Annotated in this window: 30 protein-coding genes; 13 read left to right on the top strand and 17 right to left on the bottom strand. The window is 39.0% G+C overall.

The annotated features are described in order from the left end of the window. Positions 1 to 157: 157 nt before the first annotated feature. On the top strand, positions 158 to 1411 hold the full coding sequence (locus tag KME09_14350; GenBank protein MBW4535114.1) for a hypothetical protein: 1254 nt from the start codon (positions 158 to 160) through the stop codon (positions 1409 to 1411). Between the two features lie 50 nt (positions 1412 to 1461). On the opposite strand, the gene KME09_14345 is transcribed toward KME09_14350, so the two are convergent. Then, the gene (locus tag KME09_14345) at positions 1462 to 2157 is read right to left on the bottom strand and encodes a TIGR04283 family arsenosugar biosynthesis glycosyltransferase (GenBank protein ID MBW4535113.1); all 696 of its coding nucleotides are present in this window, start codon (positions 2155 to 2157) and stop codon (positions 1462 to 1464) included. A gap of 5 nt (positions 2158 to 2162) precedes the next feature. Between KME09_14345 and KME09_14340 the strand changes: the two genes are divergently transcribed. Next, complete coding sequence (locus KME09_14340) at positions 2163 to 2966, top strand: hypothetical protein (GenBank protein MBW4535112.1); 804 nt, start codon at positions 2163 to 2165, stop codon at positions 2964 to 2966. 135 nt (positions 2967 to 3101) lie between these two features. On the opposite strand, the gene KME09_14335 is transcribed toward KME09_14340, so the two are convergent. From KME09_14335 to KME09_14290, 10 genes are all read right to left on the bottom strand, one after another. Continuing rightward, entirely contained in the window at positions 3102 to 5288 is a 2187-nt protein-coding gene (locus KME09_14335) for a hypothetical protein (protein ID MBW4535111.1), read from the bottom strand. Positions 5289 to 5599: 311 nt separating this feature from the next. Further along, entirely contained in the window at positions 5600 to 5908 is a 309-nt protein-coding gene (locus KME09_14330) for a CpeR family transcriptional regulator (protein ID MBW4535110.1), read from the bottom strand. A gap of 114 nt (positions 5909 to 6022) precedes the next feature. Further along, on the bottom strand, positions 6023 to 6655 hold the full coding sequence (locus KME09_14325; GenBank protein MBW4535109.1) for a chromophore lyase CpcT/CpeT: 633 nt from the start codon (positions 6653 to 6655) through the stop codon (positions 6023 to 6025). A gap of 156 nt (positions 6656 to 6811) precedes the next feature. Further along, entirely contained in the window at positions 6812 to 7363 is a 552-nt protein-coding gene (locus tag KME09_14320; protein ID MBW4535108.1) for a phycobiliprotein lyase, read from the bottom strand. A gap of 150 nt (positions 7364 to 7513) precedes the next feature. Beyond that, positions 7514 to 7822 (bottom strand): hypothetical protein, encoded by a 309-nt coding sequence (locus KME09_14315; protein MBW4535107.1) that lies wholly within the window; start codon positions 7820 to 7822, stop codon positions 7514 to 7516. An 85-nt stretch (positions 7823 to 7907) separates the two neighbouring features. Next, positions 7908 to 8672, bottom strand: coding sequence for a phycobilisome rod-core linker polypeptide (locus KME09_14310; GenBank protein ID MBW4535106.1), 765 nt, complete (start codon positions 8670 to 8672; stop codon positions 7908 to 7910). Positions 8673 to 8717: 45 nt separating this feature from the next. Continuing rightward, a complete protein-coding gene (locus KME09_14305) occupies positions 8718 to 9482 on the bottom strand; it encodes a phycobilisome rod-core linker polypeptide (GenBank protein ID MBW4535105.1) in 765 nt (254 codons plus the stop codon). A 119-nt stretch (positions 9483 to 9601) separates the two neighbouring features. Then, positions 9602 to 10477 carry a phycobilisome linker polypeptide gene (locus KME09_14300; GenBank protein MBW4535104.1) on the bottom strand — a complete coding sequence of 292 codons (876 nt, stop codon included), beginning with the start codon at positions 10475 to 10477 and terminating at the stop codon, positions 9602 to 9604. A gap of 655 nt (positions 10478 to 11132) precedes the next feature. Then, positions 11133 to 11690, bottom strand: a complete 558-nt coding sequence (locus KME09_14295; protein ID MBW4535103.1) for a phycobiliprotein lyase — start codon at positions 11688 to 11690, stop codon at positions 11133 to 11135. Positions 11691 to 11723: 33 nt separating this feature from the next. Next, entirely contained in the window at positions 11724 to 12176 is a 453-nt protein-coding gene (locus tag KME09_14290) for a DUF2656 domain-containing protein (protein ID MBW4535102.1), read from the bottom strand. Positions 12177 to 12309: 133 nt separating this feature from the next. On the opposite strand from KME09_14290, the gene KME09_14285 reads away from it, so the two are divergent. The 3 genes from KME09_14285 to KME09_14275 all read left to right on the top strand — a co-directional run bounded on the left by KME09_14285 (position 12310) and on the right by KME09_14275 (position 14490). Beyond that, positions 12310 to 12978, top strand: coding sequence for an HAD-IA family hydrolase (locus KME09_14285; protein ID MBW4535101.1), 669 nt, complete (start codon positions 12310 to 12312; stop codon positions 12976 to 12978). Between the two features lie 139 nt (positions 12979 to 13117). Beyond that, the gene (gene msrP, locus KME09_14280) at positions 13118 to 14116 is read left to right on the top strand and encodes a protein-methionine-sulfoxide reductase catalytic subunit MsrP (protein ID MBW4535100.1); all 999 of its coding nucleotides are present in this window, start codon (positions 13118 to 13120) and stop codon (positions 14114 to 14116) included. Between the two features lie 194 nt (positions 14117 to 14310). Next, positions 14311 to 14490, top strand: a complete 180-nt coding sequence (locus KME09_14275) for a hypothetical protein (GenBank protein ID MBW4535099.1) — start codon at positions 14311 to 14313, stop codon at positions 14488 to 14490. A 185-nt stretch (positions 14491 to 14675) separates the two neighbouring features. Here KME09_14275 and KME09_14270 read toward each other — a convergent pair whose 3' ends face one another. Continuing rightward, positions 14676 to 14843, bottom strand: a complete 168-nt coding sequence (locus KME09_14270; protein ID MBW4535098.1) for a hypothetical protein — start codon at positions 14841 to 14843, stop codon at positions 14676 to 14678. A gap of 140 nt (positions 14844 to 14983) precedes the next feature. Then, the gene (gene pyrC, locus KME09_14265; GenBank protein MBW4535097.1) at positions 14984 to 16003 is read right to left on the bottom strand and encodes a dihydroorotase; all 1020 of its coding nucleotides are present in this window, start codon (positions 16001 to 16003) and stop codon (positions 14984 to 14986) included. Positions 16004 to 16171: 168 nt separating this feature from the next. On the opposite strand from pyrC, the gene pyrR reads away from it, so the two are divergent. Next, positions 16172 to 16708, top strand: coding sequence for a bifunctional pyr operon transcriptional regulator/uracil phosphoribosyltransferase PyrR (gene pyrR, locus KME09_14260; protein MBW4535096.1), 537 nt, complete (start codon positions 16172 to 16174; stop codon positions 16706 to 16708). A gap of 73 nt (positions 16709 to 16781) precedes the next feature. Next, entirely contained in the window at positions 16782 to 17513 is a 732-nt protein-coding gene (gene radC, locus KME09_14255) for a DNA repair protein RadC (protein ID MBW4535095.1), read from the top strand. 232 nt (positions 17514 to 17745) lie between these two features. Here radC and KME09_14250 read toward each other — a convergent pair whose 3' ends face one another. Then, entirely contained in the window at positions 17746 to 18177 is a 432-nt protein-coding gene (locus tag KME09_14250) for an ACT domain-containing protein (GenBank protein ID MBW4535094.1), read from the bottom strand. A gap of 178 nt (positions 18178 to 18355) precedes the next feature. On the opposite strand from KME09_14250, the gene KME09_14245 reads away from it, so the two are divergent. The 6 genes from KME09_14245 (at position 18356) to KME09_14220 (ending at position 22938) form a co-directional block, all read left to right on the top strand. Then, positions 18356 to 19417 (top strand): sulfate ABC transporter substrate-binding protein, encoded by a 1062-nt coding sequence (locus KME09_14245; protein MBW4535093.1) that lies wholly within the window; start codon positions 18356 to 18358, stop codon positions 19415 to 19417. A gap of 45 nt (positions 19418 to 19462) precedes the next feature. Beyond that, the gene (locus KME09_14240; GenBank protein MBW4535092.1) at positions 19463 to 19753 is read left to right on the top strand and encodes a hypothetical protein; all 291 of its coding nucleotides are present in this window, start codon (positions 19463 to 19465) and stop codon (positions 19751 to 19753) included. A gap of 18 nt (positions 19754 to 19771) precedes the next feature. Beyond that, the gene (gene cysT, locus KME09_14235) at positions 19772 to 20629 is read left to right on the top strand and encodes a sulfate ABC transporter permease subunit CysT (GenBank protein ID MBW4535091.1); all 858 of its coding nucleotides are present in this window, start codon (positions 19772 to 19774) and stop codon (positions 20627 to 20629) included. Further along, positions 20619 to 21422, top strand: a complete 804-nt coding sequence (cysW, locus tag KME09_14230) for a sulfate ABC transporter permease subunit CysW (protein MBW4535090.1) — start codon at positions 20619 to 20621, stop codon at positions 21420 to 21422. The genes cysT and cysW overlap by 11 nt, the downstream gene beginning before the upstream one ends. Before the next feature lie 36 nt (positions 21423 to 21458). Then, complete coding sequence (locus tag KME09_14225) at positions 21459 to 22514, top strand: TOBE-like domain-containing protein (protein ID MBW4535089.1); 1056 nt, start codon at positions 21459 to 21461, stop codon at positions 22512 to 22514. A 109-nt stretch (positions 22515 to 22623) separates the two neighbouring features. Beyond that, positions 22624 to 22938 carry a DUF202 domain-containing protein gene (locus KME09_14220; GenBank protein MBW4535088.1) on the top strand — a complete coding sequence of 105 codons (315 nt, stop codon included), beginning with the start codon at positions 22624 to 22626 and terminating at the stop codon, positions 22936 to 22938. Positions 22939 to 22971: 33 nt separating this feature from the next. Here KME09_14220 and KME09_14215 read toward each other — a convergent pair whose 3' ends face one another. The 3 genes from KME09_14215 to KME09_14205 all read right to left on the bottom strand — a co-directional run bounded on the left by KME09_14215 (position 22972) and on the right by KME09_14205 (position 25221). Further along, positions 22972 to 23601: a HEAT repeat domain-containing protein gene (locus KME09_14215; protein ID MBW4535087.1), complete on the bottom strand. Its 630-nt coding sequence runs from the start codon at positions 23599 to 23601 to the stop codon at positions 22972 to 22974. 72 nt (positions 23602 to 23673) lie between these two features. Further along, positions 23674 to 24312, bottom strand: a complete 639-nt coding sequence (locus tag KME09_14210) for a Uma2 family endonuclease (GenBank protein MBW4535086.1) — start codon at positions 24310 to 24312, stop codon at positions 23674 to 23676. Positions 24313 to 24387: 75 nt separating this feature from the next. Then, positions 24388 to 25221 carry a HEAT repeat domain-containing protein gene (locus tag KME09_14205; protein ID MBW4535085.1) on the bottom strand — a complete coding sequence of 278 codons (834 nt, stop codon included), beginning with the start codon at positions 25219 to 25221 and terminating at the stop codon, positions 24388 to 24390. Between the last annotated feature and the right edge of the window lie 131 nt (positions 25222 to 25352).

Here is a 25352-nt window from a genome sequence, read left to right as displayed (position 1 = left end):
ATTATTATTCCCAGTAACTAAATAAAATTTATACTAATGCTTTCAAAAAAAACATTTATCGAATATTTATCTAAAATACGAAGAACTACGGTTGTTTAAAGCAAATTACTAAGATTAGTCTGGAGAGAGAATAACAAAAAAATAAAAAAGATTTAAAATGATATTTAGTTTTCCTTCTGCAATTCAAGCTGGTATGGCTGCGGGCAAATATGCTCAAGTATTAACTTCTACTGGTGTACCGATTGGTATGGCGAGAGATGCGGTAACGGGTAGATTTGTTAGTCATGCAGTAGGTATGAGTATTAATCCTTTAATGTCTCCTGTATCGCCTATATTAAATGGGATGCAGATGTATCAAACCCATCAGGGATTTAAAGCTATTCAATCTACTTTAGGAGTTTTGCAAGCCAGTACCGCAGTCATCGGTGTTGGTACAGCATTAGGAGTAGGTTTAACAGCAGTGAATCTATGGCAAACCATGAAATTAAAAAATGAAGTTAAACAATTAAAATTAGAAGTTAAAGATGGTTTTCTCGATCTTAAAGCTGCTTTAAAAGATCATGGAATAGAGATAATGGAACATATTGATTGTGTAGCTGAAAATATTAAATTTCAACAACACCGTTTAGAGTTAATCAAAGCTCATGGAAGATTTATTGAAGCAACAAAATTAATTCAAACTGCAATGAAATTTCAAGATACTAGCAGTAGAAAAATTGAGCTTGCTAACGCTAGACAGACATTGGGGGAAGCTGTGGCAAATTATAATAATCCTGATTTACTATTAGAAACATCTGCTGCTGGAAAAATTAGAAGGTTAGAGTGTGCTTGGGCAATAGAACAGGCAATTATATTAACTTATCAATTACAAAATGAATTGGTTGCTGTAAGCGATCGCCTTATTTATCTTCAGGACAAAATTCGTCAAGAATGCCTTCAAGTAATCGAAAGTTGTGATTCCCAAGATCAGCTTGATTTTCTCTTTCCTGAAATAGCTTGTATTTGTGATCGCGATTTATTAATTTTAAATACTTGGCAACATCAAGCTGAATATATTAATGCTTTACCAGCCTCAGAATTAGAACTTTTAGCACTTCCTCAAGCTAATACTGTCAACCTTGAAGACAGCGAGGGAGAATTAATAATAATTGAAAAACCAATTGAATTAACACAATATGAAGATTTACAAGAAAAATCTCATTATCTTTCTTTAGTCGATCAACTTAAGTTCAAAGTATCGCCTGATTTAAGAAAACAACATGAGATTTATGTCAGTAACCGCGCTGCTGCCTCTGGACATAATATATTAACCAAGAATATTGCAATTGCCTCTGATCTTTCTGTGGCTAATCTTTATTGGTATTTTCAAACTAAGGAAGAATGTGAATCTAAATTGGAAGTTGTGTGTTAGAAATTAAACGTTTCTGATTGGGGTAGATAAGAACGAGAGGGGAAAATGAATCACTTACGTTTTCCTCTACTACGATAAAACTTACTTAGCTTGGCGGGAGAAATACCCAGATAGTAACCTGCAATCATCAGTTGGTTGATTAAGGTGGTTTGCCAAACTCCTAACTTTTGCCAGCGTCTTCCAGAAGTTATCACCGCAGCAGGAGCGATCGCAATTCGTCCCAACTTCCCAACTCGTTGAATAAATTCAAAGTCTTCCATAATCGGTAAATCAGCAAATCCGCCAGCCTTGATAAAGGCTTGTTTGGAGATAAAAAGTGCCTGATCGCCATAAGGAAGAGATAATAGACGCGATCGCACTTTGACTAGTATTTCAATCCCACGCAAAGGTATACCCGAAGCATCAATGGCTAGTTCAAACGCGCCTGCAATGATCTGATTTTGGTTTAAAGTTTTGCTTACTAGCTCGATAAAGTTGGCTGGTAGTTGAGTATCTGCATGAAGAAACAAGAGAATATCTGATTGAGCTACATTCGCTCCTGCGTTCATTTGTCCCGCTCTACCTTTGCCGATCATAGTTATGACTTTTGCACTAGATTTAGCGATCGCTACTGTATCATCTTGACTTCCACCATCAACGACAATAATTTCGATCTCTGAATGCTGCGTCAATTGCGACAAAGTTTTTTTGATAATCGTAGCTTCGTTAAGAACTGGGATAATGATGCTAATAATATATCGAGCCATGTTTAATGAGGGACAATACTACTTTTAAAGATCGCTTCTTCAAGATCACACAGTATTTAAGCCAGATGATGTTGATGTGCCTAATTTTATTTAGTTTTAATTCAACTGCTGTTGCTGCTTCTTTATCAGATCGCGTTGAGCAATTCCCACAATGGACGCATAAACCCTCAGTCAAGCTTGCCAAAGGAGACTTAGAATATCCTGAGTGGATGGCGGGAACTTGGAATGTGACTAGTACCTTGACTGAACAAATTGCCCCCCTCGCGCCAGATATTGTCACGCCAGGATTTAACGATAATCAGCAATACCTCGATCGCGCGATCGCTTTTCAAGTTAGATTTGGCACAGAATATGACACTCTCCGCAAAGGATTTCTATCAGCGTTTAAATCAGTGTCACCTTTAGTAGTTGCAGATCGGACGTTTAACGGTACCAAAATTGCTGAAGCTTATTTAGGAGATGAGAATGTCTATAAAGTAAAAATTGACCCCGATAACCCCAATCAGCAAATAACTTTTTTAAAAGGCGAACGTAAGCTAATCTCTAAAATAACAGGTAGAGGTCGAGAAATTCCCACAGAGCGCGAATTTATCGCCACAGAAGTTACTCAGCAGCTATTTAGATCCCCTGAAAGACTTTACCTTAACGAGGTAGAAACCACCTCTAGCTATCAGTTATTAGATGCTGGCAAGATTAGCGCCGAACAGATGACGGCAATTTATCTTTCACCTCAAGATCCCGATTACTTCGCAGCAGGCGATCGCCCAGTTGCTTTATATCGCTATCATTTGACAATGAGCAATGAATAGTAATTCAAAAGTCAAAAGTCAAAAGTCAAAAGTCAAAAGTCAAAAGTCAAAAGTCAAAAGTCAAAAGTCAAAAGTTTAACTTCTACCTAAAGTTAGAGGATTTAAGTAGTGAATATGTTTGTTTTTTAGTCAAATCTAATGTAAATAAGACTGGGCGGAAATTACCGAAGCTAGAGTTAATAAAATTCCTAAGAGAATTATTGCCCAAGTTTTGTAAGTACTAGAGGTGCTGATTTTCTCTGCTAAGGATGATTGTTCTGTTAATTGCGATCGCAGACTTTCAATCAATTCCTGTTGTTCATTACCTTTTAAATCTAATAAGCCATTGTTTTTCTCCTGTTCTTCTAGTTGTCGGTTTAGCTGTTCAACTAGTTTGATGCGATCGCTTATTTCTATTTCTAATTCGCTACGTTTAGTTGTCTCTTGTCTCAAATTAGCAAGCTGCTGTTCTTTTTGCCCTATCTCGCGCTGAAGTTGCTCTTTTGTTTGGTTAATTGCCTGTTCTGTAGATTCAATCTGCTGCGACAATTCTTTTACCTGCTGCTCTTGCTGTGTAACTTTATGCTGTAAGTCTTGAGCAACTCTATTTTGTTCTTCAATCTGAACCTTTTGCTGGTTAATTTGCTGCTCTAAGTTAACAATTTGCCCTTGCTTATCATTGAGTTGTTTTTGACTACCTTGATTCTCGGCACGAAGACGATCTAATTCTCCTTGCTGCTGTTGGATTTGCTCCCTAAATGTTCCTAACTGTTGTTGAGCATCAGTTAATTGAATTTGCAGATTTTTACTGCTATCAGATGCCTGAGAAAGTTGCTGTTGAACTGAGGAGCGATCGCTGTTGGCACTCTCAATCTCGGCTTGCTTTTCTTCTAACTGTTGTTGTAATTGAGCTAACGCCGATTCTTTTTCTGCTAGTTGATTTTGAACTGAGGAGCGATCGCGATTAACACTATCTACCTCAGCTTGTTTTTCTTCTAACTGTTGTTGTAATTGAGTTAGCGCTGATTCTTTCTCTGCTAATTGATTTTGGACTGACGAGCGATCGCCTATTAAACTCTCAATCTCGGCTTGCTTTTGTTCTAACTGTTGTTGTAACTGAGTTAGCGCCGATTCTTTCTCTGCTAATTGACTTTGAACTGAAGAGCGATCGCTGTTGGCACTCTCAATCTCGGCTTGTTTTTCTTCTAACTGTTGTTGTAATTGAGCTAAGGCTGATTCTTTTTCTGCTAGTTGACTTTGGACTGAAGAGCGATCGCCTATTAAACTCTCAATCTCGGCTTGTTTTTGTTCTAACTGTTGTTGTAACTGAGTTAGCGCCGATTCTTTCTCTGCTAATTGACTTTGAACTGAAGAGCGATCGCTGTTGGCACTCTCAATCTCGGCTTGTTTTTCTTCTAACTGTTGTTGTAATTGAGCTAAGGCTGATTCTTTCTCTGCTAGTTGATTTTGAACTGACGAGCGATCGCTGTTGGCACTCTCAATCTCGGCTTGTTTTTCTTCTAACTGTTGTTGTAATTGAGCTAGCGCTGATTCTTTCTCTGCTAATTGACTTTGAACTTGATTAACACTATCTATTTCAGCTTGTTTTTCATCTAACTGATTTTGTAGCTTAGTTAATGCTGACTCTTTTTCTGCTAATTGAAGCTGTAGTGTGTTGTCGCTCTCTTGCTGTGTAGATAACTGTCGTTCAAGCTCTTGAATTTTAGCTTCGCTAGTTGCCAAACTTTCTGCTGTAGTTTTTTGTCCTGCTTCTCGATCCGCTAGCTGTTGCTTAAGTCGATCTAACTCCTGATTAAACTGCGCTTCTAATTGCTCAATTTTCTGCTGTTCTTCGTTTGATTCGAGAGCGGTTTGTGATTCTACCTGCTTGATCAGTTTTTTAACCAAGGCTTCTTGCTCTTGAGCATATTTTTTCAATGCTTGATAGTTTGCCTTGTGTTCTTTAATCTTTTCTTTTAATTCAATCAGCGCCGTAGATTGACCTTCTTCACCCTCTGATGATTTTCCTGTTTCTGGCTGAATTTCCCGTGTTACAGCACCATCTACTACCTGAATTTTAGTAGTGATATTTTCCGAATCATTATTACTATTTGATTCGATGGAAATCGTTTTTTTTGCTATCTGACTGGCGATCGCTAAATTTCCTGTAACCAAGCCTTCAATAACCCCTGATTTTGATAGACCAGTGGATTCGACAATTTCATTGAGGTTTTCCACCGCCTGGGAAGTTAGAGAAATTCCTACTTGAGACTTTTCGAGAAAACTGACTGTTTTAAGAGGTCTATTAGTAGATTTTGTTGACTTAGTTTTTTTACGTGGCATACTTATTTTGCTCTTTGAGGTCTAATTTCAGCTATTTAATTTGAAACCTAACTAAAATTCATCTAGTAGTGAAGCTATATATAGGTCAATACTTAAGTTTATTTTATCGGACTGTGTAATTGTTGAACTTATTGTATTGCTTTTGCAGTATTAATAATAATTAGTGAGATGCTGAAGCTACTTGTATTGTAAAGCACAACCATCGAAATTGATTGATTATTATTACTTAAATTTTCGTCAAAAAAACCAGAAGAGATTACAAAATGCAAAACTTACTCTTCTTACTTAGACTTTAGTGTTTGCTAGCGTTATTAACAAGATTTTTCGTCAAACCTGGTATAAAAGCCGCCATATTTAATCCAATACTGTTTTAATTCGTGATGAGGAGTATGTAAACTAGCTCTAGCCTGATACAAAATTACCTGACGATGATTTCCAATCCAAACTTTACGAATAGGTTCAACCGCAATAAAAGTTCCACCTAATCCCTGGACGCACTCTTCAAATCTCTCAATGGTTGAATACTCAAGAGTTTCAAGTATAAAAAAGTTACCCGAACAAATTAAATGACGACTTCTAATCCAAGCTTGCATTTTTTTGCGAGCTACTGGTGGCAGCATACTTCTTACCGTTAGCTCCGATGTAATAATCATTTTTCTTGATTTATTTATATTTATTTTGATCAGTTAATCAATAATTTGAATAGCCAAGCAAGACTTTAACAAATTAACTATTTAGCTTTTATCTTCAGCAATCCAAGGTAGTTCATGAGCAAAGCTTTCTTTCTTGGTGAACTTTAATGGCCCTGCTGCCGAACCCCAAATCTGCTCGTGACTTTCTAGATCCATACCTCGATCCCAACTAATCCAGGTTGTTTCAGTTAGCTCAACGCTACTAACCAGATAAGTATTTACACCTTTGCGATGAATCAGACATTTATTTCCTGGCTCAACACTACCGCGAAACATTTCCCCTTCTTTCCAGAACACCATCGAACAGTTATGACGACGTTCAATACAATCATTAGGGATAGTCAGCAGAATATCGCGATTATGACCCGAACCTGCATAATTTTCCGCGTCTTGAAGACTATAGTTTTCAATATAAATATCATCTCCTCGATCTATGAGGCGATGAATTCCTTGACGATAGGGAGTCCAAAGATTGTAATCGTAAACTTGCTCTGAATAAAAGCCAATTCCCGAAAAAAAGTCCCAGGGAAGGGGACGAAAAAAAATGCGAATATGAGCATAATTCTTGGGATCGGCATCAGACTGTTGACGATTAGAAAAATCTCCCGACATGAGACGCGCAAGCTCATGAAGCAAGTTATTGTCTTGTGCTGAATGATTTTCTCTAGTCAACATTATCTTGTGTTTATAAAATTTTTACAGCAATAAATTATTCAAAAAAAATCAAAGATCTTAGACTAAATCCGATGCTCAAAAATAACTTTGTGGCAAGCAGTTTAATTCCGCTGAAACTCTATTACCTATTACCCATTACCCATTACCTATTACCCATTAGTCACTGTTGGATTGTTCAGCCAAATTCAGAGAACGAATCTCAGAAGAAAAAGAAGCTGTCGTAACTCCTTTGCCATCTCCTGTTTTAATCAAAGATACCCGAAATCGCAAGTTTGGCGTAGCAAACCAAATTTTCTCTTCAGCAGTTGCTCTTTCATACTGAGTATGTAGCACGAAAGAACCATCTTCAATTAATTGATATTGCCCGATCGCTGCAACTGTTTCGGCATACCCTTGTTCTCTTAAAAGTCTCCCCTGACTAGGGTTTTCGAGATCTGGGACAGGAACTAAAACCGTCGATCCCGCCAATACCTCGTCTTCATCCCAGTCAGATTCTCCTTCCCAAGTCATGTAAAAAGGACTAGTAACAAGATGCGGATCTATTTGGTTTGCTTTGCATAAAGCAATCACTTTTTCGTCGTCGTTTTCTAGAGGAAGAATTTCAATTTGGGAAGTAACTTCTTCAAAGTGGTGAAATGCTAAATGGTGAGCGCTGCGCTGCGATCGCCATTTTCCCAAAGAACGTTCGACAAACTCATCAATGTTCATGGATTTTCTACTCTGGAAGTATTTAGCTAAAAAAAGAAAGTTTTAATTGATTTTTATTTTAAGGTAACTATTGTCGTCCAGTTTAACCAATTCCTAGCAACAATCAAGGATGCTGCTAGAAAATCAAGTAATTATAATCTCAAGTTAAAATTACTTGCGGTTGCGGTTTTTTCTCCCGCCAGAACGTCTTTGAGTATCTTCTTGAGGTTTTGGTTCTGCCTCAGTTGGCGCGGGCGTAGCAGCTTCAATTTCAGTATTGCCTAAAGAAATACCTGCTACTTTCCCCCCCAGGCGATTAATACTTTGAATAGTCTGAGACATACGACTATAAGGCACTTTCACTGTATAGTTACTAGTGCGCATTACGTCTTGACGACAAACACCAGTGACCTCTATAGCGATCGTGCGATTGCCATAAGTACTAATATTAGTATCTCCAGTAGTAATCATTCCTGACATAGCTTAAATTTCCTCCTATTTTTTGGGGAAAATTGAGCGTTTCCCCCATATTTTCACTGTAATGGACTAATAGTGGCTAACTATCCTAAACTTCATTAATACTGAGAATTTTTGCTCCAGTGCGGTGTAAGTTTTTGATTTTGGCGTTTAACTGCTCGTAATTAACCTCATAGGTTTGGTTACTAAGGCGGTTAAGCGAACCAATACTAGCTTTAGTCGCCTTGATGCGGAAGCGTTTGTTGTTGCTACCAGGAGTACCACTAGAAGCATTTTTATGAAAGATAATTGGAGTAGGCTTATTGGCAGCTAAATCAGAGATTAACGTCGCTTTATTGGTAATGTTATCGCTACTGGCATAGCCATTATATAGAGCATAAGTACGATTAAAACCAACGTTTAAGATACTCCGCTGATTAGTCTCTGTACGGGGGCAAGGAATAGTGTTCTCGCCGTAAGCGTTTAAGTATTCATCGCTATCGATGTAAGAATCAATTTCTGCTTCGTAACCCAGATTGTTATAAATTTGTACATGCTGAGAAATTTCTGCCTGATCTAAAGGCGCACGACCTAGGAAGTGCTTACAGTTCATTTCAATAAAACGATACTGTGAACAGGTTTCAAAAAATAAAGAACGATAAAGCTCAGATTGACCGATCGCTCTGACAAAACCACGTACAGTAAGATCGCCATTTCTAAATAGAGACTCGGCTGTTTCTAAAGTTTCGCCTTCTAATAAATAGGCATTGCCCAATACTTGTTTATAAGCTTGACGAATGATAATCTCAAAATCTTGGTTTGGTTGACGTTCTCTTAGTTCAACTGGATCTAAATCCGTTACCCAAAATGACATATTGTTGCTCCTGAATATTAAATTATCTCAATGATCAAAAGATGGTTAAATTTCAGTAATGCTGACGATTTTGGCACCAGTACGGTTAATGCGCTGAATCTGGGGAGTCATGCGATCGCCTGGTACGATATATTCAGTGTTACTAACACGGCGAGGACTATCAAATTTAGCTCCTCTAACGACGATTCTGAATTTTTTTGTAGTAGCATCTGGGGAAGGAGACATCCGTGCATTAGCCCTCGGACTCTTAGCAGGAGTAGGACTATTGGTAGCTACGCTGTCTACTAAACGAGAATTTTTCTTGGCGCTATCGACTCCCGCTATCCCTTGAAGCAGGGAAAGAGTACGGTTATAGTTGACCTGCTTTTGACCGATTGTGCTGGTAGCGCCAGTGTAAAAAGGAACAATGTTTTCGCCAAATTTCTCGCAATATTCCACACTATCAATGTAAGAATCGATTTCCGCATCATAACCTTCGTTAATGCAGCGTTGAATGTGTTCTGAAAGTTCTGCCTGATCTGCGGGCGCACGTCCCAACAGGTGCTTGAAATTCAGCTCGACAAAACGATAAGGCGCACAGGTTTCAAAATAACGAGTGCGATAAAAGTCAGATTTTGCGACAGCGCGAACAAATTCTCTCAGGCTGATGCTGCCATTACAAAACTGTGATTCAGCACTTACCAGGCGCTCACTTTCCATCACATGAGGATTACCCAGCACTTGTTTATATACTGCGCGAATTGCGATCGCTTTGTCATCAGCGGAACTATTGTCTCGAACTTCAACGGGCGCATCTATTACAGCAACCATGACTAATTTTTCCTACTTAATTAATATTGATTTGTCAAATGATTCACCCTTAGAAAACTAAAACTAGTAACTTTGACAGTTTTAGTCTTTAAGGGGAATGATGATTAATAACCTTAAAACTAGTTTACAGGGGTAATACTAGCTATTTTGCCACCCTGCTTATGAATACGTTGGTATTCTTGGGAGAGCTGCTCATAAGGTACTAGATATACTTTGTTACTGCGACGGAACTTAGATACGCGGTTAACAGCGCCAGAAGCATAACCAGTTACTTCAATTCGGTATACTTTGCCATTTTCTCCTGCACCAGAACCCTGACGAGTGCGCGCACCCAAAGCAGGTTCTTGGAAAGACCAACCATCGCCAGCAGCACCACCAGAAGGAGGAATTACCGCCAGGGGAGTACCTTGAATTATATTTTTGTTTAAAAGAGGAGTTTTGCCTGATAAACTACCTTTGAAGTCGCTGGAAGAAGCGCCACGCGCCAAAGCAAACATATGAGTGAACTCCACCATAGTTTGACCAGGACGACTCTTATATCCCCGATAAAAAGGAACAAAGTTTTCGCCGTAGGCTTCTTGATATTCGTCACTATCAAGATAAGAATCGATTTCTGCTTCCCAACCACCTTCATCGAGGATGGCGCTATGAGCTTTCATTTCGTCATAACCATTAGGCGCACGACCAAGGAAATGCTTGAAGTTAAGTTCGATGAAGCGGTAGCGAGGGCAAGTTTCAAAGAAACGAGAAACGTAAGCATCAGACTTGCCGATTTCTCTAACAAATTCTCTGACGCTTAGTTTTCCTAGTCTAAACTGAGACTCAGGAACAATTGCTCTTTCGCTTTCCATAATGTAAGCGTTGCCCAGTACCTGTCTGTAGACAGCACGAATAATGCTCTCTACTTCTTCTTCTGAACGGCCAGGTACGTATTCAATAGGAGCGGTATCTTCAAATAAGCCTACACCTAATTCAGATGCTGGTCCAAATGTCATTTAATAAATCTCCTTGATTTAGAAATTATTTTTTTTACACAGTGAATGTATTCGCCTGAGTCAGCCAGAATCGATTAAATGTTGGCAGTAATAGCTCGATCCAAACGCTTGAGGATGAGTTTTATGTAGATACACAAACTCGACAAGTACATCTAAGCTCAGATATATTAATCTATTGCTTGTTCAATGCTTGTCATAGCTTTATTCCCTGAAAATGGGAAATAAACTTTTTCTGGCTGACTTAGCAAAAGCAAAGTAGGAAAATATTAAACAACTTAATCTTTAATATTTTGTTACTTAACAGGTACTCAAGTCGTTGTATGCCAATTTATTTAATTACAAATATTTTGGGATAGAGTCCTTAACTTAAGGGTTCTAACACCATCATATTAAAGCGCTGTATAATACGGCGCAGTTTTCAACAGGTGTTTGAGCTAAATCTTAAGTCTTAAAGACAAAGTATAAATTGATCTGCCATTACACCTAACATGTGCAAACCTTAGCCTAATTCAATTACCTGAATCGGCATCTGGTTTACAGTCTATTTATACAATGCGGTTAGAACCGATCCTATCAAGTTTTGTAAAACTTAATGAGAATTAGATAAACAATTGTTAAGCAATAAGAGTAGTATTTAACAAATTCAAGGCTTAAGCTAGTTAAAAATCTTTTGTTCTACGCCAAAGCCAGCCAAAAGGACGTTTTTGAGTGGTTGTCCCGCATCAGGCTTGGCATAGTTAAGAATCCGTCGAATACGTAACTTCGGGTTGGTCAGCGTAATAGAATCAACGGAAACCACGCGGGTATAGTTGGTGGTCATCAGTAATTCTCTGGTTTGAGGATCAAAGCTAAAATGGGAAACAATTGGGCGATCTTCTTCGTAAGCGCGATCGCGTAAATAATCTCCTTCTAGCAACATATTTGTTTCAGACTTAGGGACAAACATCAGATTAAGATTTTGTTTTTTTTCTTCCCCTTTTTCCGAAATTGTATAAAAACCCAAGTTGAACCCTGGCAAAGTCTCTAAATTATTTAGCTTTTCGTAAGCATTATCAGCTAGTACCTTAGCTTTTTGTTCGCTGGTTAGAGGCTGCACTTCAAAAGTAGTTTGCGATCGCTCGATTTCTTGATGAGTTAGATAATGATAAGTCCGATCGGACTGCCAATTACCAATACAGTCAGTAAAAAACTGTTCAAATACGGTGGTGTTCATTTGTATATTTTATAAACTGAGAAGACAAAGAGGCTAATCTTGGAGAAATTCAATTTTGAAGATACCATCACTAGGTTTAGAAGCGATCATTTCTGACCAAGCTATTTCTGCTAGAAAAACATCGGCTTGAATCGTTTCGACAACATCCACCCCCCATTCACCTATTTGCAATGAATTAGGAGACATACTGGTAGCAGGAGTAGTTTTTCTGCCACCGAGGATTAAAGTGTCGATAATAGCTTTAGAATCAGGCTGTTGACTTTTTCTTTGATTCGTCAAAATATCACCACAGATTTGACCAATCTCTTTTGGCTCAAATTTATCCGTAGAAAATATTATTTCTACTACCCAGTGGGGATTATCAATCGAGCTACACTTAATGTTTTCTGTGCCTTGCAGTCCATCAATGAATATTTGGGCAAACTCTTCTCTGTTTAATGCAGGAAGTTCATTGTTGCGTAAATTGAAATTATGCGAGAGTAACATTCTTCCAGTAGATCGATCGCTCACTATTTTAAATATCTCCAATTCAAAGACTATTTATCAGCATATCAAAGACACGCTCGCCTTATTATTTAACTAAAACTTAACTAAAATTTAAATTGACCAATCAAAGTTTATGTTTAAGTCTATTACTCACGTTATTTATGATCTAGATGGATTGCTGTTAAATACAGAATCATTGTATGAACAAGTCAATAGAGAAGTTGCAAAGCGCTATGGCAAGACTTTTAATCAGCAAGCAAAAATGGCGATCGCTGGAAGACCAACCCTAGATTCAGCGAGGATTTTAGTTGAGCTGCTAGAGCTACCTCTGACTGCTGGGGAGTATTTAATAGAACGTAATCAACTGCTTTATCCTTTATATGGCACTGCGCAGGTTTTACCTGGAACAGTGGAACTGATTCAACATTTAGCAGCTCATCGTATCCCTCAAGCGATCGCTTCTAGTTCTTCTCGCCATCATTTTGAGATGAAAACTATTAATCATCACCATTGGCTGAAGCTATTAACAATTAAAACTTTGGGTGATGATCCACAGATTAAACAAGGAAAACCTGCACCAGATATATTTTTGCTCGCAGCCAAAAGACTAAAAGCTAATCCCGAACAGTGTTTAGTGTTTGAAGACTCGGTTGCGGGAATGCAATCAGCGATCGCAGCAGGGATGTCTGTGGTGGTAATTCCTGATGTTGTTTTTGATCCTCAGTTGTTTAAAGCAGCCGATCAGATACTTGGATCGATGCTTGAATTCAACCCTCAAGACTGGGATTTACCAGGATATTAAAGTAATTACTGATAACTGACATTTAGAACATTTGAAGGTTTTGAACTTTAAAAAAAGTTTTAAAAAAGATCGGCATCATATTTGTTTACAATTTTAGTAAAGCTAGTTACTTCTATCAAAAATATTTTATCAATCTCTAATGACTTTGATTCGTATCCCTGAATCGTGGGCAATATCCGAAAATCAGATTACTTCTCCCAGGCTTTATTACAATCGTCGCAGCTTTATTAAAACTCTGATTGGTGCTGGAATTGGTGCAAGCTTACTACCCCTGGCTGGATGTCAAGGTGGTGCTGGAATTGGTAAATCTGCCTCCGCGATCGAGTTGGAAAAAAGTATTGATTTGCCAAAAATTGACTCGGTTACGAAAAATGCTAATTTTCAGCAGGTAGATCGACCGATTGTCGAAGAAAAGGTCGCTGCGCAATATAATAATTTCTATGAATTTGGTGGTACTAAGAAGATTTGGCTTGACGCTCAAAAGCTACCTACAGAAAACTGGAAAGTAGAGATTGCGGGGTTGGTTAATAATCCTCGTACCTATGACTTGGATGATTTAAAACGGAAATTTCCTCAAGAAGAAAGGGTCTATCGTTTTCGTTGTGTTGAAGCTTGGTCGATGGTGTTGCCTTGGATTGGGTTTCCCATGAAGGCATTATTAGCAGATGTCGAACCCACTGCTAAAGCAAAGTTTGTTAGTTTTACCTCATTCTACGATCCTAAAATTACTAAAGGGCCTGGTTTTCATGTAGGCTCATTACCTTGGCCATATACGGAAGGATTACGAATTGAAGAAATGGCTAATGATTTAGCTTTCTTTGCCACAGGTATTTTTGGTCACGATTTACCCAAACAACATGGCGCACCATTACGGATGGTAACACCCTGGAAATATGGTTTTAAAGGAGCAAAGTCGATTGTTAAAATTGAGTTTTTAGCGCAACAACCTGCAACTTATTGGAATACTCTCGATCCCAACGAATATAAGTTTGAGGCTAACGTCAATCCTGATGTACCCCATCCCCGTTGGTCACAGGCAACAGAGAAGTTTATCAGCACTGGGCCTGGGTTGTCTTGGGAAATTAAGGAAACATTGCCCTATAACGGCTATGGAGAGTATGTCGCTAATTTATATTAATGTCGATCGCTAACGGTTTATTTGCTAATTAAATAGTCTGTGATCTAATAATTTAATCGATTAATCAATTGTTTAAGTGACTAAGTAGGGTTTTAAAGAGTGACAATAGTCACTGGTTATTTATAACGTCAATTTTATACTGGCTTTAGATAAAAAAAACTTTAATAAACCACAGTTACTAGCTACTAAACATCATGAAAAATCAACTATCTTATCTTTTATTTGCTCTAACTATTTTTAGTCTTAATATCTTACCTGCACAGGCAGCCAAGAAAACAAATAAGGACAGTAAAGCAAAAAAACAGTTGGTTTTAACTTCCGATCAATGGTGTTTTGAACTACCTCAGATGGGTTTATTTTGCTACGAACTTTAAAATACTTTTTAGATTTAACCACTTACTAAATTAAAGATAATTTAGTTTTTATTTAGAGCAACTTTCAATCATTTACTTATAATTTATTCAGTCAGGCGATCGCATTTATATTTTGCGATCGCCTTTATTATTTATGGGAGAATGTAATAATGGCTACTTTTCATCTTTTGGTAATGTTTTAGCGTTTAATTGAAAGTTTGATTAAAATTACTGCTATTACTGCCATTAATTGATTCGATCACCTGCTCTGACAAAGAAAAAGGTAGGTTTTGGGACTGGGAGACCATAACATGGCTCATTCCTGCGACCAAACCAAAAATTGAGGCGATTACGAGTGATGCGTGGTTATTCATGCTGCAATATTGCAATATATTCTAAGACTGGAGTTATGCTGACATTGATTTTTTCGACTATTGGTATCAAAACTTACCAAAATTAAATCGAAGCTGATTTTAAATGCGTTTTTTACATTAAAAACAGTTGTAAACTGCAATTAACTGACTTGAGTAATTGACCAAGATATTTCTTGGTTAGCAAACATGGGTGTAACAGTACCATACATTGAAGGCACTTTGAATGGGGTGGCAACTAAAGTTACGGATTTTGGTGGTGGTTGGATGCCATAGATACGTTGAGCATTATCAGAAACAAAAGCTTGCAAATTAGCGATCGCCTGATGTCGCTCAAATAACTCTACTAAAGCCTGTAAGGCGATCGGTGCGGTAAAGATCCCCGCAGCACAACCACAAGCCTCTTTTTGATTGAGGGGATGAGGTGCAGAGTCGCTACCAAACATCAGTTTAGGATGAGCTTTAAGAGCAGCATCAAGTAAAGCTGCACGATCTTCAGGACGTTTAGCGATCGGTTTACAGAATAAATGTGGTCTAAGTAAACCCCCCGCCAGGTCATCTAGAGTAATAATTAGATGGTGCAAGGTTACAGTGGCGTAGATATTCTCATGTTTATCTAATAGGGATACCGCCTCGGCTGTCGTAATATGCTCCATGATGATCTTTAGCTGAGGAAATTTCTGCGCTAGATCTTCAAAAATTGGTAAGAACAGCTTTTCTCGATCCATCACAAAGCCATGAGTTTCTCCATGTACCAATAAAGGAATTTCTAGCTCTTCAAGATGCTTAATCGTAGCCTCGGCTTGATTTAAGGTAGCAACCCCATCCTCACTATTGGTAGTTACTCCCGCAGGATAAAGCTTGACTCCTAAAATATGTGGCTTTAACTTTTCTAGCTCTTGATAAGTATAGTTTTTAAAAAATACCGTCATGTATGGCTCAAATACATCTTGACCAAGGTTAGTCTTAATCTCTTGAAGATATCCTGTTAGGCGCTCTAAATTATCCACCACTGGCACTAAATTCGGCATAATTACCCCTCCTGCAAAAGCATAGGAAGTAAGCGGAATAACTGTCTGCGCCATTCCACCTTCTCGAAAATGCAGGTGCATATCCAGTGGTGAATTGATTACTACTTGTTTAGTTTTAGTTTGATTGGTCATCATTTACTGTCCGTGGAACTTATAGAATATTAGCCAGAAAATATAAAAAGCTTATGGCTTAAAGCTTATAGCTTATAGCTAAAAATGAATCACTAGCATTTTTAATTCACATTAGGCATATATAATCAATAGATACCAGAAATAACAAGTGTTTGCTCACTGTAATAAATGTCAGCTCAAGTAGTTACTATATTATCTGCTGAAGAAATTCGTCGCACGATCAACCGTTTGGCTTCTCAAATTGTCGAAAAATCTGCCGATTTATCACAAACAATTTTATTGGGTATTCATACCAAAGGTGTACCTTTAGCTCACTTATTAGCCAAGCAAATCGAAATTTTGGAAAATACTTCTGTTGCCGTGGGGGCGATCGATGTTACTTTCTATCGTGACGATTTAGATAAAATTAGGACGCGCATTCCTGCTAAAACCAAGATTCCTATTGATTTGACAGGTAAAACTGTAGTGTTAGTAGATGATGTAATCTATAAAGGTAGAACTATTCGTGCTGCTCTTAATGCGGTTACGGAGTATGGTAGACCAGAATCAATCAGGTTAGCGGTATTAGTTGACAGGGGACATCGCGAACTCCCTATACATCCTGATTTTATCGGTAAGGAATTGCCGACAGCTTCTGAAGAAAAGGTCAAGGTATACTTTAGCGATCTTGATGGTAAAGATGCGGTGGAGTTAATTAAAGATTAGATGCAGCTAATCTAATTTTCGTATTACGCAGGTTATATTTGTCATACAAAGCTATTATTCTGTTGCAGCCGTTATGACTTATCGCCTAAGAATTGCTGATTTACCTGTCAGTGAGCGACCCCGTGAGAGATTGATGGCGGTGGGAGCAAAAAATCTTTCTGAGGCAGAACTGATTGCTATTTTAATTAGTACAGGACAAACCAGAGGTAATTTATCAGCGATCGGTTTAGCACAGCATATACTACAAGAATTGGGCAAATATAGACGCGCACCTTTAGATGTTTTGCGAGATGTTAATCCTCGCGAGTTGATGCGAATTCCTGGGATTGGCCCTGCGAAGGCTGCTACTATCATCGCTGCGGTGGAATTAGGCAAACGCACCTTTATCTTTAAACCAAATGAACGAGTTGCCGTAGATAGTCCTGCATCCGCAGCAGCAGTATTGAGTAATGACTTGATGTGGCAGAATCAGGAACGTTTTGCTGTCTTAATGCTAGATGTCAAAAATTGTTTATTGGCGACTAAAATTTTAACTATTGGGACAGCTACGGAAACCCTAATACATCCTCGCGAAATTTTTCGAGAAACTGTCCGTCAAGGAGCAACCAAGCTAATTATTGCTCATAATCATCCATCTGGAAATCTAGAGCCTTCTCCTGAAGATATTTATTTAACCGAGCAATTATTACAGGGTTCACAGTATTTAGATATCCCTTTGCTAGATCACTTGATTCTCGGTAATGGCGCTCATCACAGTCTTAGACAAGGAACAGATTTATGGGAGCGTTTTCCACAAGGCGAGTAAATCAGGGTTTCATATGAAGTCCGTTTAAACAATCATAATTAAAACTCGCGCCCTAAAGGATATGCGAAGCGGTATGCTTTAGCACTAGCTTCGCGTCGCAAAGACGCAAAGACGTTTATCCCGCTTAGTTTGGGGCAAAGATTTTATTAGAAGTAATTAAGCGGACTTCATCTCACTGAAACTTAAATCTTGAAAAAGATTAGCTTTTTTGCTTTGTCGAACTCATGTTTATTTAAGGCGATCGCTTAGAAAACTCTTGAAGTAGCATTATTGCTTGTTTGGTACGTGAAACAGGGACAAATAAATGATCGTGATAATAAGCTGAAATAGGATTAACGCTAATCTCGTGTTCGGCTAATTTGCTAGTAATAGCAGCGAGAAAACCAACTGCTTCTAAACTAGAGTGGATTGAAAGAGTAATCATCGAAAAGACTGAGGTATAAGGCAAACTGGCTGCATCAGCCTGTTCTCGCTCAAGAATTAGTGTTATTGCCTCATGCTCTCGAAATTGACCAATGGGATTGAGTTGAGCATAGCGATTATCTTGCTCGCCAATGCTGCAAAAAACATATTCTCCTGGGGAAAGGATTGGCTGCATACATTGCAACAATTTACTGAGGCTGGTTTCTCCTGACATTAGTTTAGTTTCTAATTTAATTTTCACCTATTATTTTATTTAAGGCGATCGCCATTCAGGTAATTTTGTTTACAGGGCGATCGTTTATTTTTTTTAGGCTTTTTTTTGCTTTAATTACAAAAACAATTTAAGATGTATTGCAATTCATTTTAAATTCGATTAAGATTAGAATTCAAATAAACTAAATCTTAAAAATCTTAAATTAATGATTAAAAGTAAGCAATTTATCGGTTGGATGGTAGCAGGACTAATTGCTAGTGGGGCGATCGCGAGTTGTTCTGACCAAAATGAAGCTGCTAGTCAGAATGGTCAAGCACAAGCCCAACAGGCAGAGGAAGTCGAGTTGACTTTGGTTTCTTATGCAGTTACTCAAAGTGCTTACGAGAAAATTATTCCTAAATTTGTCGAACAGTGGAAAGCTAAAACTGGACAGGATGTAATCATCGAGCAGAGTTATGGTGGTTCTGGTTCGCAAACTCGCGCTGTTATTGATGGTTTAGAAGCAGATGTCGTCGCTTTAGCATTAGCTTTAGATACTAAAAAAATCGAAGAGGCAGGATTAATTGAACCCAATTGGGAACAGGAATTACCCAATAAATCAATTGTGCATAAATCGGTAGCAGCGATCGTCAAGCGGGATGATAGCGTCAAAGTATCCAAATGGTCGGATTTAACTAACGAAGGTGTCGAGGTAATTACTGCTAACCCCAAAACTTCAGGGGGTGCCAGATGGAATTATCTTGCTCTTTGGGGTTCTGTCACCCAGGCGGGAGGAAGCGAGCAAGCAGCAAATGCTTTTACCGAAAAAATATTTGCTAACGTGCCTGTCTTACCTGAAGATGCCCGTGAATCGAGTGATGTCTTTTATCAACAGGGACAGGGTAATGTCTTAATTAATTATGAAAATGAAGTTTTATTAGCTAAACAAAAAGGTGAAGCTGTACCTTACTTTATTCCTACCGATTACAACATTTCCATTGATAGTCCCGTCGCGGTAGTTGATGCCAATGTCGATCGACGCGGAACGAGAGAAGTTGCTCAAGCTTTTAGTGAATTTCTTTTCACTCCTGAAGCACAACAGGAGTTTGCCAAAGTTGGTTTTCGCCCCATCGATCCCCAAGTTGGTCAAGAATTTGCTCAACAGTATCCTGCCATCACAAAACTATTTACCATCGAAGATTTAGGCGGTTGGGATAAAATCCAGAAGGAATTTTTTGACGATGGCGCAGGATTTGACAAGATGATGAACAAAATTAACCAAAAATAATTTTAAGCGTCGATTCTATTTAGTAAAAATCTTCAGCTGTAACTAATGCAAAACCAAAAACTGACTCTACAACACTATCGCAACAAGATTAAACTTTTCCAGATTAAATTAGCTCTTAAAGCGCCCCAGCACAATTTTTCTCAGTTGATGTTGTTAACTATAGCCGAGGTGATGAAGGTCGATTTAAAAGTTATTTCCAAATTATCAGGGATTAATGGCGATCGCTTTGATTGGTATTTGGTAGAAGCTTCAGGAACATTCGACAACTTATCTTTGACGATGGCTTGTTGGCAAGATCTTGGAGTCACAAAATATTTGGCGATCTCATCTCAGTAGTTGCGTAAGGCACATCATATGACTAATTTTTCATCTCATTTTGAAGCACAATCGAATCGCCATCAGCAAGCTAACTCCAGCAAAATTTCTCTACCTTGGGTGGTGACAATCGGCTATTTAAGTTTGATTCTTTTCTTGCCTCTGGCTGCCTTAATCACCAAGTCTTTAACTATTGGCACTAGTGAATTTTGGCGGATTGCTACCGATCCTGTTGCCCTCTCTGCTTATGAAGTTACCTTTGTTACGGCTTTAGCTGCGGGTTTACTCAACGGCATTATGGGAACTTTGATTGCTTGGATTTTAGTTCGTTATCAATTTCCTGGTAAAAAAATTATCGATGCTGCGATCGACATTCCCTTTGCACTACCCACTTCTGTCGCTGGTGTAGTTTTAGCAACTATTTACAGTAATAATGGCTTGATCGGACAACTGGTAGCACCAATGGGGATCAAAATTGCTTTTACTAGACTGGGGGTATTCATAGCAATGCTGTTTATTTCTTTACCTTTTATCGTTCGTACTTTGCAGCCAGTTTTACTCGAACTAGAACCAGAAATTGAACAGGCTGCTTGGTCTTTGGGTGCATCGGATTCGCAAACCTTTTGGCGAGTTATTTTACCGCCCCTAATTCCGCCCATTTTAACAGGAATGGCTTTAGGTTTTTCCCGAGCCGTAGGCGAATATGGTTCGGTGGTATTAGTAGCATCGGGCATTCCTTTTAAAGATTTAATTGCGCCTGTTTTAGTGTTCCAAAAATTAGAACAATATGACTACACTGGCGCTACAGTAATTGGTACAGTGCTGCTATTGGTTTCCTTAGTACTATTGCTGCTGATCAATCTTTTACAACAATGGACTCGTCGCTATGCTCGCTAAACTAAAATTATCAAACTTGTTACTGCCGATCGCCCTACTTTACTTAGCATTATTGTTACTCGTACCAGCGATCGCTATTTTCTACGAAGCTTTTCATCAGGGTATTAATGTCTTTTTAACTTCGATCGATCAACGAAATTTTTGGCAGGCGACGATTTTAACTCTAATCGTTACGGCGATCGCCGTTCCCCTAAACACTATCTTTGGTCTTTGTGCTGCTTGGGTGATTGGGCGCAATCAGTTTCGTGGTCGTACTTTATTACTCAGTGCGATCGACTTGCCATTTTCAATTTCACCTGTTGTGGCGGGCTTAACTATCATTCTGCTTTATGGCAAAGATGGCTGGATAGGTAACCTACTAGCAAGTTTAAACATTAAAGTTTTGTTTGCCATCCCAGGAATTGTCTTGGCAACTGCCTTTGTTACTTTACCTTTTGTCGCCCGTGAAGTTATTCCGATTTTAGAAGAAATTGGCGAAGAACAAGAAACCGCAGCCCGCACTTTGGGCGCTAGTGATTGGCAAGTTTTTGCCCGCGTTACCTTGCCTAATATTCGCTGGGGTTTACTTTACGGTATTTTATTAACCAACGCTAGAGCAATGGGTGAATTTGGAGCTGTATCGGTAGTATCTGGCAGTATTCTGGGCAAAACCGCCACTTTACCGATTTTTGTCGAACAGGCTTATAAAAACTACCAGGCAGAATCTGCTTTTGGTGCAGCAGCGATCTTGGCTTCATTAGCGGTATTGACTTTAATTTTTAAAGAAATACTCGAAACAAAAACCCATCATTAAAAACTATTACTAGCTATAACTTAGCAACTAACTATTATGAGTATTAAGATCGCCCAAGTCTCGAAGAAATTTGGTAACTTTCAAGCTTTAGATAATATCAATTTAAACGTCGAACCTGGAACTTTAGTTGCTCTACTTGGCCCTTCTGGTTCTGGCAAATCTACGTTACTCAGAGCGATCGCTGGTTTAGAGCCTCCAGATCGAGGCACAGTTGCGATCAACAATCGCGATACCACTCATCTCGATATCCGCAAGCGCAATATCGGTTTTGTCTTTCAACACTATGCTCTATTCAAACATCTAACAGTCAGACAAAATATTTCTTTTGGGCTAGATATTCGGAAAAAATCCCGTAAAGTAATTCAACAAAGAGTCAACGAACTACTAGAATTAATTCAGCTTCAAGGTTTTGGCGATCGCTATCCTAATCAGCTTTCGGGTGGACAAAGACAGCGTGTTGCCCTCGCTCGCGCTTTAGCCGTACAGCCAGAAGTTTTACTGCTAGACGAGCCTTTTGGGGCATTAGATGCCAAAGTTAGACAAGAACTACGCAACTGGTTACGCCGTCTCCACGATGAAGTACATCTAACTAGTATTTTTGTCACTCACGATCGCGAAGAAGCAATGGCTGTAGCCGATAAAATTGTGGTGATGAACAACGGGAGAATCGAGCAAATTGGCACGCCAGCTGAAGTTTATGATAATCCCGCTAATCCTTTTGTGATGAGCTTTGTAGGGGAAGTAAATGTTCTGCCCAATACTAGTCCAATGTTCGATCACGCCTATCAAACTAATCCTGCCTCAAACTTTTTTGTTCGTCCTCACGATTTTGAAATTTTTACCACTCCCCAAAAACAGAGCATCTCAGCAAAAGTTAAGCGAATCGTTCACCTAGGTTGGGAAATTCAACTAGAATTAATTTTAGGCGATCGCTCGGCGGTCATGGCTCATTTGAACCGAGAAGAATTTGCTCGTCTTGATTTAACCACTGAACAAAATGTCTATCTAGAACCCCGTCAAATTAAATGCTTTGAGGCAGCTAAGCAAGATTTAGTTAACTTGCCAACTACTAATCGTCAATTAGCGAGTTAGCTTTATTCAAGATGAAAGAGTAGGTGTAGTGAATTTAGAACCATCAAACCGCAGAAATTCCAATCGGATTAGAGAACACTTAGCAAACGAGCGTACTTATCTAGCATGGATGCGGACAGCAATCTCTTTAATGGGGTTTGGTGTAGTTATTGTGCGCCTGCGCTTTGTTCAACCACCTGCAACTACTACTCCTGGAAATGGCTGGAAGTTAGGACTGATCTTTTCCTTGGTAGGACTTGTCACAGTAATACTTTCAACTTATCACTACTTTGCTGTTCGCCGAGATATAGACCAAGATAGATACCAGCCAGCAGATCGCTGGGTAATAATTTTTAGCTTGACCATAACACTTTTAGGCGCGGGAGTTATTTATTATGTTTTCACTTTACCTCTCAACCCAATTAACACCATGATCTTTAAATAAAAACAGTTATTTTATTTAATTATTAATTATTGGCTATTTTAGATTGTGTAGCGCATATTTAGTTCGAGCATAAACCGCTGGTTCTGACTCGCTAGTAATTAATTCCTGGAACTTACTCCTAATTTTTGGTAGTAAATCAGGTTGACTCACTGCCAAAGTTTTACTTAAGGCTTCTAGTCCGACGATCGCAGCATAGCGCACCACCCACTCTCCATCTTCTGTCGCTAGTAACAGCGTATCTAAGACTTTTTTTTGCGCGCCGATCGCATCTTCTGGGGGCAGCTTAGACCAAATAATGTTCCCTAACCCTTTAGCTGCTGCACGACGCACGCTTTGAGAGAAATCAGCAACCGCAGCTTCTAATAATAAATCTAAGGCAGCAGGATCGCCAATCCCCGCAAATACTCTCGTCGCCCAAGCTCGTGCGCCGTAGTTATAACCGTCTAAATTCTCTAGTAAATAGTCAACCACAGGCTCGCCAATCTCGATTAGACCGTCAACCGCAGCAACCGCAGCACCAGGATTGTTAAAGCCTAATACCTCAACTAAAGTAGGTATAGCAGCGCGATCGCCAACGACCGCTAAATCTTCGACTGTTTTTAAGAGTAAGTCGGCAGAATCGGCTTGATTTACCGCCTCAATTAATTGTTGAACATCGGACATTGGCAATAGGTGGCTAATTAAATGCAATATAGCTAGAAGATAATTTTACTATCTTGCTCGTCTCAACTCAATTTAAAGATTTTCTTTAATCCACTGTTTGAAGGCTCTAATTGCTTTACTTCTACCTTCAACCTGGGCTTGTTTTACGTAGCGTTCGACCAACTCGACGATCGGCAGATGCGGAAAATTTGGGCTAGTTGTCGATTCTTGATACTGGTTGTTTTGTAACAGATAAATTTGCAGTCCTTTTTTACTGTAACGCCATAGTTCAGGAACTTTCAAGAGCAGGTAATTATCAAACTGCGTTCTATTAGTTATGTCAATTTCCAGCGCTAAATCTGGTGGCGGATCGATGGTTAAATCTAGTCGCTCTTTGCCAATCACAGCCTGATAATTTTGGATATAAAAACAGGCATCGGCTTCTAAAGCTTGTTTCATTGCTTCACTTTTAAATGTAGTGGATGCCAATGATTCAAAATCAACTCCTAATTGCTCGAGCAAAATTTTGACTAAATCTCCAATAATCTCTTTGTGCTTCTCATGCTCTGGTAAAGGAACCATTATTTCTAATGCTCCATCACTATAAGAAATTCTGGAACCACGATGTTCTCCTAAATCGGCTAAAATCTCTTCGAGATCTGACCAGCTAATATCCTGCAACAATAATTGTTGTCCAGGTTTGACGACAATTTTTTCTAAGGCTACCTGCATAAGTCTGAAGTCAATGACATTGGTTTAGAGTTTAGACAGTAATCTTGTCCCTAGTTGATTGATAATTAGCTCTTGTCAAAGAAGAGAATCCATAAGGTTCATTATATGAATACTCTCAGGTGAGATTGCTGAATCTTTGCTACTTTTCAAGTCTGTTTCTAATAGTCCTTTGAGGGCAATCAACTTCATACTATTTTCCGCTAAAGTATCTGCGATCGCCTGACCCGCTTTGAGATATCCTACCGCACCTAAGTCCATCAATGCTGAACGGCGTAGCTGTAAATCGTCTCCCGATAGTGCCTGAATCAACATCTCGCCATACTGCTCTTGTTTCGTCAACTGATACATAGCTCTAGCAGCAGCATACTTTACCTTTTCGGTTGAGTGCTGGGTAAATGGCTCAATGAAGTTTATTGCGACCGTTGCGCCTAAAGTGCCTAAAGCTTCAATTACGGCTTCATAAGGTTGTACTAAGTGGGGCTTACCTGCCACTCTGGTCGCCTGTGCTACTCCACCATCTAGCAGCTTAATTAACGTAGGAACACATCTTCGATCCTCTAAGCTTTCCAACGCTTGAGCAGCCGCCTCCCTCACGTAATAATCGGGAAATTCTAAACAGCGAATTAATGGCTCTACCGCTTGCTTATCCCCTAGTTTACCTAAAGCTCTAGCTGCATTACGACGTAAAGGATATCCCCCATCAGGCGCGCGATCTTGTTCATCTTCTAAGGCGGTTAATAAAGCAGCGATCGCCGATTGGTCATTGATTCTAAACTTTCCCAGCCACCAGGCAGCATAATACCTCGCTCCTAAATCTTCTCTTTGATTGAGATTGGCGATCGCCTGTTCTAGCGTCAACTGTTCGGCTTCATTTGAATTGTTTAAGCTATCTATTTCTTCAGCCTCCATTCTTCATCCCTTTAAAACAACAATACTCAGAAAAGTAAACAAATACTAGCTTTGCTGCTGGCATTCGCATACTCCTCTGAGTATCACTTGATGAGTCAAAACATTTGAATCTCATCTGTTACCTGTCACTC

It is taken from the genome of Pleurocapsa minor HA4230-MV1, from assembly GCA_019359095.1.
Classification (GTDB): Bacteria; Cyanobacteriota; Cyanobacteriia; order Cyanobacteriales; family Xenococcaceae; genus Waterburya; species Waterburya minor.
This window is presented reverse-complemented; position numbering and strand designations above follow the sequence as displayed.

Excerpts from the sequence above, each read along its gene's own strand:
- KME09_14350 (MBW4535114.1), top strand. The coding sequence starts at position 158 with ATGATATTTAGTTTTCCTTCTGCAATTCAAGCTGGTATGGCTGCGGGC.
- KME09_14345 (MBW4535113.1), bottom strand. The coding sequence starts at position 2,157 with ATGGCTCGATATATTATTAGCATCATTATCCCAGTTCTTAACGAAGCT.
- KME09_14340 (MBW4535112.1), top strand. The coding sequence starts at position 2,163 with ATGAGGGACAATACTACTTTTAAAGATCGCTTCTTCAAGATCACACAG.
- KME09_14335 (MBW4535111.1), bottom strand. The coding sequence starts at position 5,288 with ATGCCACGTAAAAAAACTAAGTCAACAAAATCTACTAATAGACCTCTT.
- KME09_14330 (MBW4535110.1), bottom strand. The coding sequence starts at position 5,908 with ATGCTGCCACCAGTAGCTCGCAAAAAAATGCAAGCTTGGATTAGAAGT.
- KME09_14325 (MBW4535109.1), bottom strand. The coding sequence starts at position 6,655 with ATGTTGACTAGAGAAAATCATTCAGCACAAGACAATAACTTGCTTCAT.
- KME09_14320 (MBW4535108.1), bottom strand. The coding sequence starts at position 7,363 with ATGAACATTGATGAGTTTGTCGAACGTTCTTTGGGAAAATGGCGATCG.
- KME09_14315 (MBW4535107.1), bottom strand. The coding sequence starts at position 7,822 with ATGTCAGGAATGATTACTACTGGAGATACTAATATTAGTACTTATGGC.
- KME09_14310 (MBW4535106.1), bottom strand. The coding sequence starts at position 8,672 with ATGTCATTTTGGGTAACGGATTTAGATCCAGTTGAACTAAGAGAACGT.
- KME09_14305 (MBW4535105.1), bottom strand. The coding sequence starts at position 9,482 with ATGGTTGCTGTAATAGATGCGCCCGTTGAAGTTCGAGACAATAGTTCC.
- KME09_14300 (MBW4535104.1), bottom strand. The coding sequence starts at position 10,477 with ATGACATTTGGACCAGCATCTGAATTAGGTGTAGGCTTATTTGAAGAT.
- KME09_14295 (MBW4535103.1), bottom strand. The coding sequence starts at position 11,690 with ATGAACACCACCGTATTTGAACAGTTTTTTACTGACTGTATTGGTAAT.
- KME09_14290 (MBW4535102.1), bottom strand. The coding sequence starts at position 12,176 with ATGTTACTCTCGCATAATTTCAATTTACGCAACAATGAACTTCCTGCA.
- KME09_14285 (MBW4535101.1), top strand. The coding sequence starts at position 12,310 with ATGTTTAAGTCTATTACTCACGTTATTTATGATCTAGATGGATTGCTG.
- msrP (MBW4535100.1), top strand. The coding sequence starts at position 13,118 with ATGACTTTGATTCGTATCCCTGAATCGTGGGCAATATCCGAAAATCAG.
- KME09_14275 (MBW4535099.1), top strand. The coding sequence starts at position 14,311 with ATGAAAAATCAACTATCTTATCTTTTATTTGCTCTAACTATTTTTAGT.
- KME09_14270 (MBW4535098.1), bottom strand. The coding sequence starts at position 14,843 with ATGAATAACCACGCATCACTCGTAATCGCCTCAATTTTTGGTTTGGTC.
- pyrC (MBW4535097.1), bottom strand. The coding sequence starts at position 16,003 with ATGACCAATCAAACTAAAACTAAACAAGTAGTAATCAATTCACCACTG.
- pyrR (MBW4535096.1), top strand. The coding sequence starts at position 16,172 with ATGTCAGCTCAAGTAGTTACTATATTATCTGCTGAAGAAATTCGTCGC.
- radC (MBW4535095.1), top strand. The coding sequence starts at position 16,782 with ATGACTTATCGCCTAAGAATTGCTGATTTACCTGTCAGTGAGCGACCC.
- KME09_14245 (MBW4535093.1), top strand. The coding sequence starts at position 18,356 with ATGATTAAAAGTAAGCAATTTATCGGTTGGATGGTAGCAGGACTAATT.
- KME09_14240 (MBW4535092.1), top strand. The coding sequence starts at position 19,463 with ATGCAAAACCAAAAACTGACTCTACAACACTATCGCAACAAGATTAAA.
- cysT (MBW4535091.1), top strand. The coding sequence starts at position 19,772 with ATGACTAATTTTTCATCTCATTTTGAAGCACAATCGAATCGCCATCAG.
- cysW (MBW4535090.1), top strand. The coding sequence starts at position 20,619 with ATGCTCGCTAAACTAAAATTATCAAACTTGTTACTGCCGATCGCCCTA.
- KME09_14225 (MBW4535089.1), top strand. The coding sequence starts at position 21,459 with ATGAGTATTAAGATCGCCCAAGTCTCGAAGAAATTTGGTAACTTTCAA.
- KME09_14220 (MBW4535088.1), top strand. The coding sequence starts at position 22,624 with ATGCGGACAGCAATCTCTTTAATGGGGTTTGGTGTAGTTATTGTGCGC.
- KME09_14215 (MBW4535087.1), bottom strand. The coding sequence starts at position 23,601 with ATGTCCGATGTTCAACAATTAATTGAGGCGGTAAATCAAGCCGATTCT.
- KME09_14210 (MBW4535086.1), bottom strand. The coding sequence starts at position 24,312 with ATGCAGGTAGCCTTAGAAAAAATTGTCGTCAAACCTGGACAACAATTA.
- KME09_14205 (MBW4535085.1), bottom strand. The coding sequence starts at position 25,221 with ATGGAGGCTGAAGAAATAGATAGCTTAAACAATTCAAATGAAGCCGAA.